11 protein-coding genes, 1 tRNA gene and 2 pseudogenes are annotated in these 13,811 nt (G+C 54.7%); 7 read left to right on the top strand and 7 right to left on the bottom strand.

The window, feature by feature from the left end; genetic code table 11:
• A pseudogene (locus tag ACK4S7_RS12045) lies at positions 1-373 on the top strand (epoxyalkane--coenzyme M transferase); the annotation flags it as partial.
• Between the two features lie 18 nt (positions 374-391).
• Here ACK4S7_RS12045 and ACK4S7_RS12040 read toward each other — a convergent pair.
• The gene (locus ACK4S7_RS12040; protein ID WP_409647191.1) at positions 392-2,407 is read right to left on the bottom strand and encodes a TonB-dependent receptor plug domain-containing protein; all 2,016 of its coding nucleotides are present in this window, start codon (positions 2,405-2,407) and stop codon (positions 392-394) included.
• A gap of 148 nt (positions 2,408-2,555) precedes the next feature.
• On the opposite strand from ACK4S7_RS12040, the gene ACK4S7_RS12035 reads away from it, so the two are divergent.
• Complete coding sequence (locus ACK4S7_RS12035) at positions 2,556-4,055, top strand: CoA-acylating methylmalonate-semialdehyde dehydrogenase (protein ID WP_409647188.1); 1,500 nt, start codon at positions 2,556-2,558, stop codon at positions 4,053-4,055.
• 5 nt (positions 4,056-4,060) lie between these two features.
• Entirely contained in the window at positions 4,061-4,936 is an 876-nt protein-coding gene (gene mmsB, locus ACK4S7_RS12030) for a 3-hydroxyisobutyrate dehydrogenase (protein ID WP_409647185.1), read from the top strand.
• Between the two features lie 12 nt (positions 4,937-4,948).
• On the opposite strand, the gene ACK4S7_RS12025 is transcribed toward mmsB, so the two are convergent.
• The gene (locus ACK4S7_RS12025; protein WP_409647182.1) at positions 4,949-5,590 is read right to left on the bottom strand and encodes a PilZ domain-containing protein; all 642 of its coding nucleotides are present in this window, start codon (positions 5,588-5,590) and stop codon (positions 4,949-4,951) included.
• 182 nt (positions 5,591-5,772) lie between these two features.
• On the opposite strand from ACK4S7_RS12025, the gene ACK4S7_RS12020 reads away from it, so the two are divergent.
• From ACK4S7_RS12020 to ACK4S7_RS12010, 3 genes are all read left to right on the top strand, one after another.
• Complete coding sequence (locus ACK4S7_RS12020; protein ID WP_409647179.1) at positions 5,773-7,773, top strand: 3-hydroxyacyl-CoA dehydrogenase NAD-binding domain-containing protein; 2,001 nt, start codon at positions 5,773-5,775, stop codon at positions 7,771-7,773.
• A gap of 162 nt (positions 7,774-7,935) precedes the next feature.
• Complete coding sequence (locus ACK4S7_RS12015) at positions 7,936-9,432, top strand: sensor histidine kinase (protein ID WP_409647177.1); 1,497 nt, start codon at positions 7,936-7,938, stop codon at positions 9,430-9,432.
• A 237-nt stretch (positions 9,433-9,669) separates the two neighbouring features.
• On the top strand, positions 9,670-10,209 hold the full coding sequence (locus ACK4S7_RS12010; RefSeq protein ID WP_409647174.1) for an FxDxF family PEP-CTERM protein: 540 nt from the start codon (positions 9,670-9,672) through the stop codon (positions 10,207-10,209).
• 435 nt (positions 10,210-10,644) lie between these two features.
• Here the strand turns inward: ACK4S7_RS12010 and ACK4S7_RS12005 are convergent.
• Positions 10,645-10,731, bottom strand: a tRNA-Leu gene (locus tag ACK4S7_RS12005).
• A gap of 208 nt (positions 10,732-10,939) precedes the next feature.
• On the opposite strand from ACK4S7_RS12005, the gene ACK4S7_RS12000 reads away from it, so the two are divergent.
• Positions 10,940-11,149 (top strand): hypothetical protein, encoded by a 210-nt coding sequence (locus ACK4S7_RS12000; RefSeq protein ID WP_409647171.1) that lies wholly within the window; start codon positions 10,940-10,942, stop codon positions 11,147-11,149.
• Here ACK4S7_RS12000 and ACK4S7_RS11995 read toward each other — a convergent pair.
• From ACK4S7_RS11995 to ACK4S7_RS11980, 4 genes and pseudogenes are all read right to left on the bottom strand, one after another.
• A complete protein-coding gene (locus tag ACK4S7_RS11995) occupies positions 11,143-11,448 on the bottom strand; it encodes a helix-turn-helix domain-containing protein (protein ID WP_409647195.1) in 306 nt (101 codons plus the stop codon). The genes ACK4S7_RS12000 and ACK4S7_RS11995 overlap by 7 nt on opposite strands.
• 177 nt (positions 11,449-11,625) lie before the next feature.
• A pseudogene (locus ACK4S7_RS11990) lies at positions 11,626-12,129 on the bottom strand (sigma-54 factor interaction domain-containing protein); the annotation flags it as partial.
• A 229-nt stretch (positions 12,130-12,358) separates the two neighbouring features.
• Positions 12,359-13,210, bottom strand: a complete 852-nt coding sequence (locus ACK4S7_RS11985) for a flagellar motor protein MotB (RefSeq protein ID WP_409647168.1) — start codon at positions 13,208-13,210, stop codon at positions 12,359-12,361.
• Positions 13,210-13,811 (bottom strand): MotA/TolQ/ExbB proton channel family protein (locus ACK4S7_RS11980; RefSeq protein ID WP_409647165.1); only part of this gene is annotated, 602 nt, incomplete at its 5' end. The genes ACK4S7_RS11980 and ACK4S7_RS11985, both read right to left, overlap by 1 nt.

Below are 13,811 nucleotides of genomic sequence, written 5' to 3'. Positions count from 1 at the left end.
CTGCGACGTGGCCTTGGGTGAGATTGCCGATATCGTCTGGACCGCCAAGCCGCAGACCGTGCTGATCGAAGGTGCCAACCCGCGCCACGCGCATGAATTTGCGATGTTCGAAGACATCAAGCTGCCCGAGGGCAAAGTTCTTATCCCCGGTGTAATTGAGTGCCAGTCAAACTATATCGAGCATCCTGAACTCATCGCCCAGCGGATCGCGCGCTACGCCCATCTTGTTGGTCGCGATAATGTTATGGCAGGCGCAGATTGCGGCTTCAGCATCCATGTTGGGTCGGGCAGCGTCGACCGCAGCGTGGTTTGGGCGAAGATGGCAGCGCTGTCCGAAGGCGCAAAGATCGCCTCGAAGCAGTTCTGGGGCTGATGGGGTAGGCGGCGCGGTCTAGCGTGTCGTGAACTTCAGGCCAATCCACAAGATGCGCGGGGTGCCGAGGTCGATCGACGTGCCGACCTTACGTGTCACGACGGCCTCGTTGAGGATATTTTCAACGCGGCCAGTCAATGCGACCTGCTTATTCAGCGGGATTTGCGCAAAGCCGTCGAGCGTCACTGCCGACGGGAGGATGTTGCTCTCCAGATCATCCTCAAACTGCGCACCGACATAGCGGGCGGTGGCAGAGAACACTGCTCCCGTGCTTGGCGTCCAGCGCACCGTGGCGTTGGCGGCATGGCGCGGGCTTTGCGCTGGAGACAGGCCATTTAGCCCAATCGCGCTACCCGATGCCCGCACCTTGCTGTCGCTAAACGCGTAGGAACCCGAAATCGCCACTTCGCCGAATGCTGCTTCGCCAGAAAGTTCAACGCCTTTCACAATTATAGCGTCCACGTTGCCGCGCTGACGCAGATTGTTGCCAATGGTGATATTGGCGATGGCATCGTTTAAGCGATTGTAAAATACAGTGGCGCCGAAAGAGACGCCGTTGGTCGGGCGCAGGTCAAACCCTGCTTCAACACCGCGCAGATTTTCAACTTCCAACGCAGCATTGGCGCGCGTGGCAACCGGGAATACGGTGAAGGGCCGGTAAAGCTCGTTCAATGTTGGTAAGCGAAAACCGGTATAGGCAGCAGCCCGCAAGGCAAAGCCATTGCCCGCTGCATACAGCGCGCCAACCCGTGCGCTTGTTTCCCAGCCTGCGCGATCGGCAAAATTGTCATCGCGTATGACGGTGCCGTTGGCGGAGCGCTCGGCAAAAAAGCCATTGTCGAGGGTCCAACGGTCGGCACGAATGCCACCGGTCAGCGTCAATGCGCCCACGTTCCAGTCATTCTCAGCGAATACGCCAAGCGTGGCCGTATTGCCGCCGGCATTGCGGCGCGCCGTCACAAGGCCTGTGACCTGGCTGTAGGCATCCTCAAACAATTCGCCTTCGGACAAGCGGGCATCTGCGCCAATGCGCAATTGATGATCGATGCCAACGGGAGGGCGGATTTCGATTTTCCCCCCCAATCCAGTCGATGGGGTGTTTCGCTGGTCCAACGTCTTGCGCAACGATGTCGCGCTGATCACCACATTGGTGAAGTTGCGCGCCTGCACATATGCCAATGCGTCGACTTGCCACTGGCCTTGCGACACGATGCGGATACTTGCGTCTTGCCCCGCGGAGCTGCTGTCAGCGCCCGCAAATCGCAAGGTGCGATTGTCCTGGAAGAGCAAACCGCGAAACTGCATTTCGACGCCATCCGCCAATGGCGCTACGGCGCGCAATCCGGTTGACCAACTATCATAAGCCGCGCGCACATCACTTGGCTGACGCGTGGTGGCAGGCGTGGTGAAAAATCCGTCGCTGCGATCCCATCGGCCCGACAGGCTTACAAAGCCAGCTCCAAGATCGGTCGCTAGGCCGGCAGACAGTTCGGTTGAATTGTTGCTGCCATAAAAAGCCGATAGCGATGCGTCAGGCAAGTCGCTGCGGCCAGCGCTATTAAGTTCAATGGTGCCCGCCACTGCCCCTGCACCAAAGGCACCGTTGCCGCCGCCGCGCGTCACGCGAACAGAGGATAGTCGCTCGGGCGCAATGGCGCTAAAAGGGATATAGCCGAAAAAAGGGTCGGCTTGAGGCACGCCGTCGAGCAATATGAGTGTTCGGCTCGACGCATTGCCCCCAAGCGCGCGCAACGTTGCGCCTTGCGCTGACGGGTTGGCAGAACGGCTATCGGAACGGCGGAATTGCTGAAAGCCCGCGACGTCGGCAAGGACATTCTCGATGCGTCCCGAAGCCTCGCTGATCAGGCGCGCGCGATCAATTTCAACCGAGCCATAGGCTGGATCACCCTTCGTCTGGTCCAAGCCTTTTCCCGTGACGACGATGAGCGGCTCAGAGGCGTCAGCTTGCGCATAGGCTGCAGGCGTGCCGACGGCGATAGCCAGTGCGGATGTCCGAACCAAAAAGCTAATCATGAAGGCTCCTGAAATGAGGAAATTATGGCGTGTCGGCTGTTGAGAAGCCCATATATGCATCGCCGCGCTGATTTGAAATATAATAAGCCATGGTTGCAATAATCTACTGACGGGCGCATGGATTGCCCAAGGAATCAGGAGAAGATACATGCGTCAAATCGATCATTTCATCAGCGGCGGGGCAGGTGCCAGCTCGGCACGTTTTGGCGATATCATGGACCCGAACAATGGCGTGGTGCAGGCGCGGGTGGCCTTGGGCGACGCAGCGGTGCTTGAGCGTGCGGTGCAGGCGGCACTGGCGGCGCAACCTGCCTGGGCGATGACCAACCCGCAGCGCCGTGCCCGCGTGATGTTTGAATTCAAACGGCTGGTTGAGGCCAATATCGATGATCTGGCGCACATGTTGAGTAGCGAGCATGGCAAGGTCATTGCCGATAGCAAGGGCGACATTCAGCGCGGGTTGGAAGTTATCGAATTTTGCTGCGGCATTCCGCATGTGTTGAAGGGTGAATATACCCAGGGCGCAGGACCCGGCATTGATGTATATTCGATGCGCCAGCCAATCGGTATTGGTGCAGGCATTACGCCATTCAACTTTCCTGCAATGATTCCGTTGTGGATGAGCGGCGTTGCAATTGCGACGGGTAACGCGTTTATTATCAAGCCAAGCGAGCGCGATCCAAGCGTGCCCGTGCGTTTGGCCGAACTGTTTATCGAGGCTGGATTGCCCGAAGGCATTTGCCAGGTCGTGCATGGCGACAAGGAAATGGTCGATGCCATTCTTGACCATCCTGCGATTGGCGCGGTGAGCTTTGTTGGCTCCTCCGACATTGCGCATTATGTCTACAATCGCGGTGTCGCCAATGGCAAGCGCGTGCAGGCCATGGGCGGCGCGAAGAACCACGGTATCGTTATGCCTGATGCCGATCTTGATCAAGTGGTCAACGACCTTGCTGGCGCGGCCTTTGGTTCGGCTGGCGAACGCTGCATGGCGCTTCCGGTTGTTGTCCCTGTGGGCGATGAAACTGCTGAACGCCTGAAGGCGAAACTGATCCCGGCAATTGAAGCATTGCGTATTGGCATCTCGACCGACGCCGAGGCGCATTATGGCCCAGTGGTTACGCAAACCCACAAGGAAAAGGTTGAAGGCTGGATCCAGACCTGCGTCGATGAAGGCGCAGAACTGGTAATAGATGGCCGCGGATTTACGCTTCAGGGGCATGAGAAAGGCTTCTTCATTGGCCCAACCCTGTTCGATCATGTCACCACTGACATGGAAAGCTACAAGGAAGAAATCTTCGGCCCCGTGCTTCAAATGGTGCGCGCTGCAAACTTCGAAGAAGCGCTCGCACTGCCGAGCAAGCACCAATATGGCAATGGCGTTGCGATCTTCACGCGCAACGGTCATGCCGCGCGCGAATTTGCAGCGCGCGTCAATGTCGGCATGGTCGGTATCAACGTGCCAATCCCGGTGCCAGTTGCGTATCACAGCTTTGGCGGCTGGAAGCGGTCTGCCTTTGGCGACACCAACCAGCATGGCATGGAAGGCGTGAAGTTCTGGACTAAGGTCAAGACCATCACACAACGCTGGCCAGATGGCGGCGTCGGTGACGCAGCCAACGCGTTCGTCATTCCAACAATGGGGTAGGGCATATGAAAATTGCATTTATCGGGCTTGGCAATATGGGCGGCGGCATGGCCGCGAACCTTGTGAAGGCGGGACACAAGGTGAATGCATTTGACCTGTCGTCTGACGCACTCACGCGCGCAAAGGAAAATGGCTGCGCAACCTTTACTTCGGTGCGTGAAGCTGTCGATGGCGTGGACGCAGTCGTGTCTATGCTGCCCAATGGCAAGATCGTCGCAAGCGTTTTTGAAAATGACGTATTGGGCCACGCCCCCAAGGGTGCCGTGTTGCTCGATTGTTCAACCATTGATGTGGACACCGCGCGCCATGTTACAACTGATGCTGTCGCTGCTGGCTATGACATGATTGATGCCCCGGTATCTGGCGGGATAGCTGCGGCCAATAATGGGACGCTGACCTTCATGGTTGGTGGCACAGATTCAGCTTTTGGGCGCGCGGAGCCGATTTTGTCAGCGATGGGCAAGGCGGTAATCCACGCTGGCGCGTCGGGGGCAGGGCAGGCGGCGAAAATTTGCAACAATATGCTGCTGGGCGCCTCGATGATCGCGACCTGCGAGACCTTTGCCATGGCGGAAAAACTTGGTCTCGATCTCCAGACCTTCTACGATATTTCGTCCAAGGCTTCCGGACAGAACTGGTCAATGACCAGCTATTGTCCAGTACCGGGCGTAGGGCCAACTTCGCCTGCCGACAATGACTATCACGGCGGCTTTGCGACAGCGCTGATGCTCAAGGATTTGAAACTGGCGATGGAAGCCGCGCGTTCAGTCAATGCCGATGTGCCGATGGGGGCGCGGGCGACCGAGCTTTACGAAACCTTCGACGCAGCGGGCAAAGGCGGGTTGGATTTTTCGGCGATTATCCAAAGCTTGAAGGATTAATCACACATTGGATTAATTTTGGGCAATCCAGTCAGCAAGCTCAGCCAAGGGTAACAGGCGGTGGAATTCTACACCTAATAACCGCCCGCTGCGCCATTTTACGGTCGCGGCGACCGAGTGACTGGCATCAATGCGGATGACAAGCTTGCTATTCATCTTAGGGGCTGCGTCGCAGAGCAACTTTGCGCCGCGCTGAGAGATGTTGGACAGCACCGCGTCGTAAACGCGATTGTCGTAGGTAATGCGTGCCGGCTTACAAGTTTGGAAGCGCGGAAGCCGGCTGCGCTGGCCGTCGATCTTTCTTGCCGGTTTCGCGAGTATACGCTCCACTGCAATTTCATGGTTAAATTTGATGCCGACTGTCCGCCCCTCGCGCCAGACAATTTCGCCAGTTAGTTCCTGATCGTCTAGCAAGGCGATGGAAATGTGGTGACCTATCTCAAGCGGGAAATGCGCATCGATCATCATACCGCCAGACGAGACATCGCGCACCATGCCCAAGCATTCAGCATGCAGCTGAATATCCTTCAGACGGGCCACACGCATCACCTTTACGTTACGCGCTTGTTCACGGCGATCAGGCTGGTCGCTATCGTCCGGCAAGGATCCCAGGCCAAGCGAAGGATCGCGAAATTGGTCCATATCAATTTTCATGCTCTCTCTATGCAGGACGAGTAACTAACATTTTGAATGATAAATATCGTTAACAAGACCAAAAGCCGTGAAGCAGCGGGATTGCAAATCACCGGAAAAACCTATTAGGACTGTGGCCGAGAACTATATATCGTTCGATACTCGGCTTTGCTTGAGCCGACCCAGAATATCAGGAGTAGCCCATGCAATCAGTGACCACCCAAAAAATCGATGACGTGCTCGTCGTTCTTGTCGACAATCCCCCTGTCAACGCATTGTCATGGCACGTGCGTCAGGGGCTCAAGGACGGTTTTGAACAAGGGTTGGCTGACGACGCCGTCAAGGCCATTGTTCTGCGCTGCGCTGGATCGACGTTTATAGCGGGGGCCGACATCACCGAATTTGGCAAGCCGCCCCAAGGCCCGGATTTTAACGCGGTACTGAACATGATTGAAGCTGCTGGCAAGCCGGTCGTCGCGGCCATTCATGGCACGGCTTTGGGTGGAGGTCTGGAAACCGCACTGGTTTGTCATTACCGTATCGCTGTGCCCTCTGCGCGGCTCGGTGTGCCAGAAGTGAAACTCGGCCTGTTACCGGGTGCCGGAGGGACGCAGAGGCTGCCGCGCGTCGTCGGGATAGAGGCTGCCGCCACGATGTGCTCCCTTGGTGAGCCGCTGTCGGCCACCAAAGCAGCATCGATTGGCCTCGTTGACCGGTTGGCAGGTGAAGATAGTCTCACCGACGACGCCATTGCTTACGCGCGGGAATTGATTTCCCTCGGACCAAGGCCAACTCGCGAGCGTCCATTGGGCGGAGATACTGCAATCTTCGAACAGCTAAAAGCCGCCAATGCCAAGAAGTGGAAAGGCTTTGAAGCGCCATATGCCAACCTTGCATGTGTCGAAGCAGCCACGCGGCTGCCTTTTGAAGAAGGCATGAAGTTTGAACGCGCCGAGTTCATGAAGCTTATGGGCGGATCGCAATCTGCGGCCCAGCGGCACATGTTCTTCGCCGAACGGCAAGCTGCAAAGATCGATGGCTTGGCAAAAGACGTTCCGTTGCGCGACATCAGGAAAGTGGGCGTTATCGGCGCTGGCACCATGGGCGGTGGCATTTCGATGAACTTCCTGTCCAGGGGCATCGCTGTGACCATCGTCGAAATGGTTCAGGAAAATCTCGACCGTGGTGTCGGCGTAATCCGCAAAAATTACGAAAATAGCGCAGCAAAGGGCCGCTTCTCGCCTGAACAAGTCGAAGAAATGATGGGTCTTTTGACGCCGTCGCTTTCCCTGAATGATCTCGCCGATTGCGACCTTGTCATTGAAGCCGTGTATGAAAGCATGGACGTCAAGAAAGAGGTCTTTGGCAAGCTGGATCGCATTTGCAAGCCCGGCGCGATCCTGGCCTCAAACACCTCTTATCTCGATATCGATGAAATCGCGGGCAGCACCTCTCGTCCGCAGGACGTGGTCGGCATGCATTTCTTCTCGCCAGCCAATGTCATGAAATTGCTCGAAGTCGTGCGCGGCGACAAGACCGCGCCTGACGTTCTCGCTACCGCGATGGCGATTGGCAAGAAAATCGGCAAGGTCGCAGTTGTGGCGGGGGTCTGCCACGGCTTTATCGGCAACCGAATGTTATCTACACGGCAGCAACCGGCAATGCAGTTATTACTAGAGGGTGCAACACCTGCGCAGATCGACAAGGTGCATACCGATTTCGGCATGCCCATGGGGCCATTCCAGATGAGCGATTTGGCGGGACTCGACATTGGTTGGCACCGTGACCCTTCAAGAATTGAGACTATTCGTGACGCGCTGTGCGCTGCGGGCCGTTTTGGCCAGAAAAACAGCAAGGGCTTTTACGACTATGATGAGAAGCGCGTCGGGACACCAAGTTCCGAGGCACTTGCCATCATCGAAGAATTTCGTGCGACGTCAAACTTGCCGAAGCGCGAAATCGCTGATCAGGAGATCGTTGAACGCACACTCTATCCCATGGTCAACGAAGGCTATAAAATCCTTGAAGAAGGCAAAGCCCAGCGCGCGTCTGACATCGATGTCGTCTGGATCTATGGCTATGGATGGCCAATTTATCGCGGCGGGCCCATGTTCTGGGGCGAGTTGGAGGGCGCAGGCAAGATCGTCGAGGCGCTTGAAAGGCATGGCGTTCAAGTCGCAGAAAGCCTGAAAGCAAAGGCCTGATATTCAGGCTGTGAGACCCGGCGCAGGGCAGTCCGCGTCGGGTTCCAGCGTTACACGATTATGCACACATCATCTTTGGAAGCTTTTAGCCCTGCTGCGTAGGTCTTGAAACCAGCCATCGTCCGGTCGTGAACAGTGACATATTCACCAGTGAGGAAGATTATGGCGGAAGTAGTTCAGGAGCACGAAAATGGTGCTCGCCTTACACGTTGGATTGAGTTGCTTCCTATCTGTGAGCGAACCCCCGCCCTCGGGGTGGCAATAACAGTTGCCATTTTCGCACTAGCTTGGCTGGTTCGGATTATTGCCGACCCTGTGTTGCCAACAGGGTTTCCTTACGTCACATTTTTTCCGGCTGTAATTATAACTGCGTTTCTGTTTGGTGCACGATTAGGGATATTGTCTGCCTTATTGTGCGGGGCCGTCGCGTGGTATTATTTTCTAAACCCAAGAGGATCATTTGCGACTGATGGCGCGGAGGTCGCGCTTGCCTTTTACGGGTTTGTTGTCGCAACAGATCTGTTTCTGGTCGATGGTATGCAAAAGGCCAACAAGCAGTTGCTCCTCGAACGCGAAATTAACCAACAGCTGGCCAGCGCTAAGGAAGAGATGTTCCTCGAACTGGAGCAGCAGGGCGTAGAGCGCAAGCAAGCCCTTGATGATCTGCGTTCCAGCGAATTGCAAACCCGGCTTGCCACAGAAATTGCGGGCATCGGACTTTGGAAATGGCACGTCCCGTCCGGGCAGGTCCATTGGGACAAAACTATGTTTGAGCTGTACGGCACCCCGCCGACGCCGGAAGGGGTAATGCATTTCACTGACTATATTGGAAACATCCATCCTGACGATGTCGAGGAACAAAGAGCCATTTTACAAGAGACTGCCAGCAACGGCGGGCCAAGCGAAAGGCAATTCAGGATACTGCGGCGTGCCGACGGCAACATTAGGCACATTCGCGCTGCCGAGATAGCCCGTGCCAACCCGGATAGCGAAACTGAATGGGTGGTGGGCACCAACCTTGATGTAACCGATCAGAAAAACCGGGATAGTCACGTACAACTCCTTATGGGAGAGATAAATCACCGTGCCAAGAATCTGCTGGCTGTAGTGATGTCGGTAGCCCGTCAGACCGACGGCGCAAACCATGCGGATTTCATTCAAAAATTCTCAGCGCGTATTCAGTCATTGGCTGCGGGTCAGGATGTACTTGTCGAGAACGAGTGGATGGGCGTGGAACTCGAGATTCTGGCGAGGGCGCAGCTTAGCCACTACAAGGATCTTATAGGTAACCGCATCAACATATCCGGTGATCCAATCACCTTGTCTGCCTCTGCGGTTCAAACACTTGGCATGGCGCTTCACGAGCTGGCAACAAATGCTAGCAAATACGGCGCGCTATCAAATGACACAGGTTGCATAACGTTATCTTGGTGTAAGCTTCAGGCTTCAAACGGCAATCGCCTGGTCATTGACTGGAGCGAGCGTCTTGGTCCCTTGGTAATTCCGCCCGAGCGCACCGGCTTTGGCTCGACGATTACAGGCGACGTGGTCAGAATGAGCCTGGTTGGCGACGTGACGACAGAATTCGCCCCATCTGGATTCTCATGGCGACTTGATTGCCCACTTGAAAACGTCATCGAAACCAAATCGTCACGATGACCAGTCCGTTTTCATAATAACTTGGATGTTTCCGCATCGGTGTAAGGGTACCCACGCCGTCATCTAATAGAGCGATACATTCATATCAGTACTAAAGCACTGATAACAAACAAATAAACCAGTCAATTTTTTTGGGAACCTTATAGTTAATACACGGTTAGGTTCTTATCGCTCACGCGAGCGATTTTAAAAGTGGGCAGACTTTTAAGCAGTGCAACTGTTTACGAGGAACGAAAAATGAAACTTTTGAAAAAAGCGTCGATCGCGTCGGTCATGCTAGCCGCATCAATGTTCGCCACAAGCGCCAACGCGGCGCAATTTATAACGATCACCGGGCCTAGTGGAACATTTGGTGATGACGATGTCACTTGTGCGACTACCGCACCTTGTACGTTTACGCGGTCGTTTGAATTTGTAACCCCTGCAGGGTTTAATATTACCAGTGTAGATATATCATCTGTTGCAACAACAAATCCCCTGACCAATATCGACTTCTCTTCAGTCACGTTTAACGGAATTAACTTCAACATCTTATCGACAGGCACTCAGGAATTCCGCAATCTGTTGAACCAAAACCTGATAGCTGGCGCAACCAATGTGTTGAACGTTACCGGTACGTCAGGTGGCAATGCGGCATTTTCAGGAAACCTGGCGTTTTCATCTGTAGCGGCCGTTCCAGAACCGACTACGTGGATGTTGATGCTACTTGGAATGGCTGGAATTGGCTTCTCCATGCGCCGCAAAGCCGCGCCTACCTTACGGGTGCGTTATACGTAACTGAATTCTTATCATTGGCTGCTGGAAACGGCAGCCGGTGAACCATGCGCATAGCCTCAAACGGACCTTTTAACGCAGAGTTAGAAGGTCCTTTTTTGAACGCCACAGGGCGGCTTATTCTTCAGCACCAGTTTGAAGCTCAACACTGTGTACGTGCAGAGTGGCTGCAGCCAAATTGAAAATACGAAACTTGCCGGATAGGATTCAGCTCAAATTCGTAAAATAATGCATACGCACTTGCAGACTAGAGGGCGAAATGGGGATGCCCTTGGCTGGAAGCTGGCGACTAAGGTTTCAGAAAACTTTTCGGATGTGACGAAATGACCGCAGGGTCTGGAGCAATGCGCACCGCTTGCAGATAACGCGGCTTTGCGGCTTCTGCGTTACATTTCAGCGCCGCCCCGGCATGACTGCTCTCTGAAGATGCCAGCTGTCTGGTGCGGCCAAGAAGACTCGAACTTCCACGGGCTTTCGCCCACAACGACCTCAACGTTGCGCGTCTACCAATTCCGCCATGGCCGCACGCGCCTAGACAGGTAGGAGGCGGCCCGTAGCAAAGCCAGTGGGTAGGCGCAACAGACATTATCGTTAAGAGTGTACGCAATACGTTGTCGCAATTTGGCACAGCGGTAAACCTGGCGGACAATTGGTCGTAATTTCGGTCAATGTCAAAAAAATTAACCCTTATTCGCTCTTGCTCTTCGATATAAATGAGCGGCTAAGAACTTAAATGTTGAAGCACGTCATTCTTTTACTGGGTTTTGTCACCGGCGCCAGTGAGGCTGCGAACCTAAAACGGGCAGCGGTACGCGTCGCGCGAGTTGGCGTCACGGTCATCGAGGCAGAACGCGCCATACCGGACGAAAATAAGGTGGTATCCAGAAAGCAGGACCGGCAAATCCGTAAGCGTGAAGAAAAGCCGATGGTCGAATTTCACTGAAGCGCCACGCGATCCACGCCATATTTACGCATTTTTTCAATCAACGTGGTGCGTTTTAGTGTTAGCAGCCGCGCGGCTTCTGAAATAACACCATCGGCGCGTCCAAGCGCCGTTTGAATTCGCTCCAATTCAATGCTTTCGATTTGCGCCTTTAGGTCAATAGGTGCGTCCCAAATTTGTGGCGGCGTGGGGACAGGATCGGGCCTTGGCGCAATTCGGGGTGTGGGCGATAAGCGGGGCGCTGAGCGTCCCAGTAGCTGGTCAACGCCGAAGGCATCGATAGCCTCACCCTGAAACAATACGCCTGCGCGCTCAACGATGTTGCGCAATTCACGGACGTTACCCGGCCAGTTGTGCGCCTGAAGTCGTTGTATCGCCGAGCGATCGAAATGGCACTGGGCGGCAATTTTTTTGTTGCGCTGAAAATGGGCAATCAATTGAGGTATGTCTTCCGCCCGTTCGGCAAGCGTAGGTACCTGCAAGAGGACGACTCCTAGCCGGAAAAACAGGTCCTCCCGGAAACGGCCTTCGCTGATAGCGCGTTCAATATCCTGATGTGTTGCCGATATAATCCGAACATCGACTGGCAGCGCACTGTTACCGCCGATGCGCGATACCAACCCGTCCTCCAACACGCGTAGTAGTTTGACTTGCATATCAAAGCGCATGTCACCGATTTCGTCGAGGAAGAGCGTGCCCTTGTCCGCATTTTCGAAATGACCGATACGTCGCGCCTGCGCGCCGGTAAACGCGCCGCGCTCATGGCCAAACAATTCGGATTCAATCAGTTCTGCCGGAATAGCCCCACAGTTTAGCGCGACATAGGGTTGGGATGCCCGAACGCCGGTTTCATGGATAGCGCGAGCGACGACCTCTTTGCCCGAACCTGACGCGCCGCAGATCATCACCGAGGCGGATGAATTCGCGACACGCCGCACCATATCCCGCAGATGGACCATAGGCGGACTGTCGCCGATCAAATATTCTTCGATGGCCATCGACGCGACCGTGGCCGAATTGACCGCGAGTTTACTTGAGTTCATCAAATTTTCCCAACATTAGAACGTGTTGGTTCTCATTTGGCGAAGACTGTAAACAGAATGCTAACAAGATACCCGGAAATTGGCGTTTGTTCCGAAATGGAGTGCATTTAAGTGTAAAAAATGCTATTTTACAATGGATTACATCCGTTATGAACAACAAAAATGGTTAAGAGACGGTGCGCCAGCCGAGTGTAATCGACATGCGTCGATTTCTTGGGTCATAAGGATTCTTGGGAAAATACGGCTCGCGGTCGGCGACGCCCTCAATGCGCAAGAACTGGGAGTCAGATATCCCGGACCGTACTAAATGGGCCCGGGTTGCCTCTGCGCGGGCTGATGAAATTTGCCAATTGTTTGTACCCAACGCAGCGGAAACGCGTTGCGCGTCAGTATGTCCCCGGATGATTAAGCCATTAGGTAAACCGCGCAGCGTGTCGGCGACTTGGCTCAACAGCTTGATGGCATCGGGTGTCAGGATGTCAGTGCCCGAAATGAACATTGAAAAGTTCGCTTCGTCGATAAGGTCAATCCGCATGCCTTCGCGTGTTTCTGTAAATCGCAGATTGCGCGCAAATCGTCTCATTGACTTGTCAGATGCGACCTTCCGCATCAGCCGCTCGCGCAGATCTCTGAAATTAGCCTTGTCCTGACCCAGGCCCGATGCTTCCTTTGGACCACCTTTTGCGTCACGCGGTATGGTCATGCTTCTTGTGCTTGTCTGCCCGGCCCGCTGGACGAACTTGTCGACAGAGGTTATGGAATCGCCACCAAAAAAGCTCGTTGACCCCGCGCTTTCCTGTTTGGTTGTGATCAAGGTAGGAGAGAAATAATCCGCCAGAGCCTTGCGCTGCTTCTCGGTTGTTGCGCCAAGAAGCCACATCAACAGGAAAAACGCCATCATCGCGGTCACAAAATCGGCATAAGCAACCTTCCAAGCGCCGCCATGATGTCCCCCATGCGGTGCCTCGATGATTTTTTTGACAATGACCGGACGTACCGGCGCGGTTGGCTTCGCCATTACCGCCCTCGCATCCCGTCAAAGACTTCTGCAAAGCTGGGTTGGTTCGAATGTTCGATACCCGAACGGGCAGCTTCAATCACCAATGGCTGTGGATGGCCGTGAAGCGAGGCGATGATCATCTGCTTCACGACATGATAAATTGCCGCATCCGCCTCGATGACTTGCCGCGCGCGGTTAGCAAAGGGGCCAACCAGCCCATAGGCCAACAAGACGCCCAAGAATGTGCCCACCAGCGCCGATCCGATCATGCCACCCAGAATGGCAGGTGGCTTGTCAATCGACCCCATCGTTTTAACAACCCCCAACACAGCGGCGACAATGCCAAGCGCGGGGAGCGCGTCGGCAAGGCCTTGCAGTCCATCGGCTGGCTTGATGCAATGGTGATGATGGTTTTTGATTGCATTATCCATCACTTCTTCGACGGCATGGGGATCAAGTGTACCTGATGACACGACCACAAGCCGCAACGTGTCGCTTATCAAATGGATTAGTGTCTTGTCCTTAAGCAGCTTTGGATATTCGCTGAAAATAGCCGAATTTTCGGGATCTTCGATATGTGGTTCAACTGCCACCGGTCCATCGGTTTTGAGCATTTTCA

The organism is Sphingorhabdus sp., assembly GCF_046292425.1.
Lineage (GTDB): Bacteria > Pseudomonadota > Alphaproteobacteria > Sphingomonadales > Sphingomonadaceae > Sphingorhabdus_B.
Note: the sequence above shows the minus strand (reverse complement) of the source record. Positions and strands in the feature narration are given on the sequence as shown.

Excerpts from the sequence above, each read along its gene's own strand:
- ACK4S7_RS11985 (WP_409647168.1), bottom strand. The coding sequence starts at position 13,210 with ATGGCGAAGCCAACCGCGCCGGTACGTCCGGTCATTGTCAAAAAAATC.
- ACK4S7_RS12000 (WP_409647171.1), top strand. The coding sequence starts at position 10,940 with ATGTTGAAGCACGTCATTCTTTTACTGGGTTTTGTCACCGGCGCCAGT.
- ACK4S7_RS12010 (WP_409647174.1), top strand. The coding sequence starts at position 9,670 with ATGAAACTTTTGAAAAAAGCGTCGATCGCGTCGGTCATGCTAGCCGCA.
- ACK4S7_RS12040 (WP_409647191.1), bottom strand. The coding sequence starts at position 2,407 with ATGATTAGCTTTTTGGTTCGGACATCCGCACTGGCTATCGCCGTCGGC.
- ACK4S7_RS12020 (WP_409647179.1), top strand. The coding sequence starts at position 5,773 with ATGCAATCAGTGACCACCCAAAAAATCGATGACGTGCTCGTCGTTCTT.
- ACK4S7_RS12015 (WP_409647177.1), top strand. The coding sequence starts at position 7,936 with ATGGCGGAAGTAGTTCAGGAGCACGAAAATGGTGCTCGCCTTACACGT.
- ACK4S7_RS12025 (WP_409647182.1), bottom strand. The coding sequence starts at position 5,590 with ATGAAAATTGATATGGACCAATTTCGCGATCCTTCGCTTGGCCTGGGA.
- ACK4S7_RS12035 (WP_409647188.1), top strand. The coding sequence starts at position 2,556 with ATGCGTCAAATCGATCATTTCATCAGCGGCGGGGCAGGTGCCAGCTCG.
- mmsB (WP_409647185.1), top strand. The coding sequence starts at position 4,061 with ATGAAAATTGCATTTATCGGGCTTGGCAATATGGGCGGCGGCATGGCC.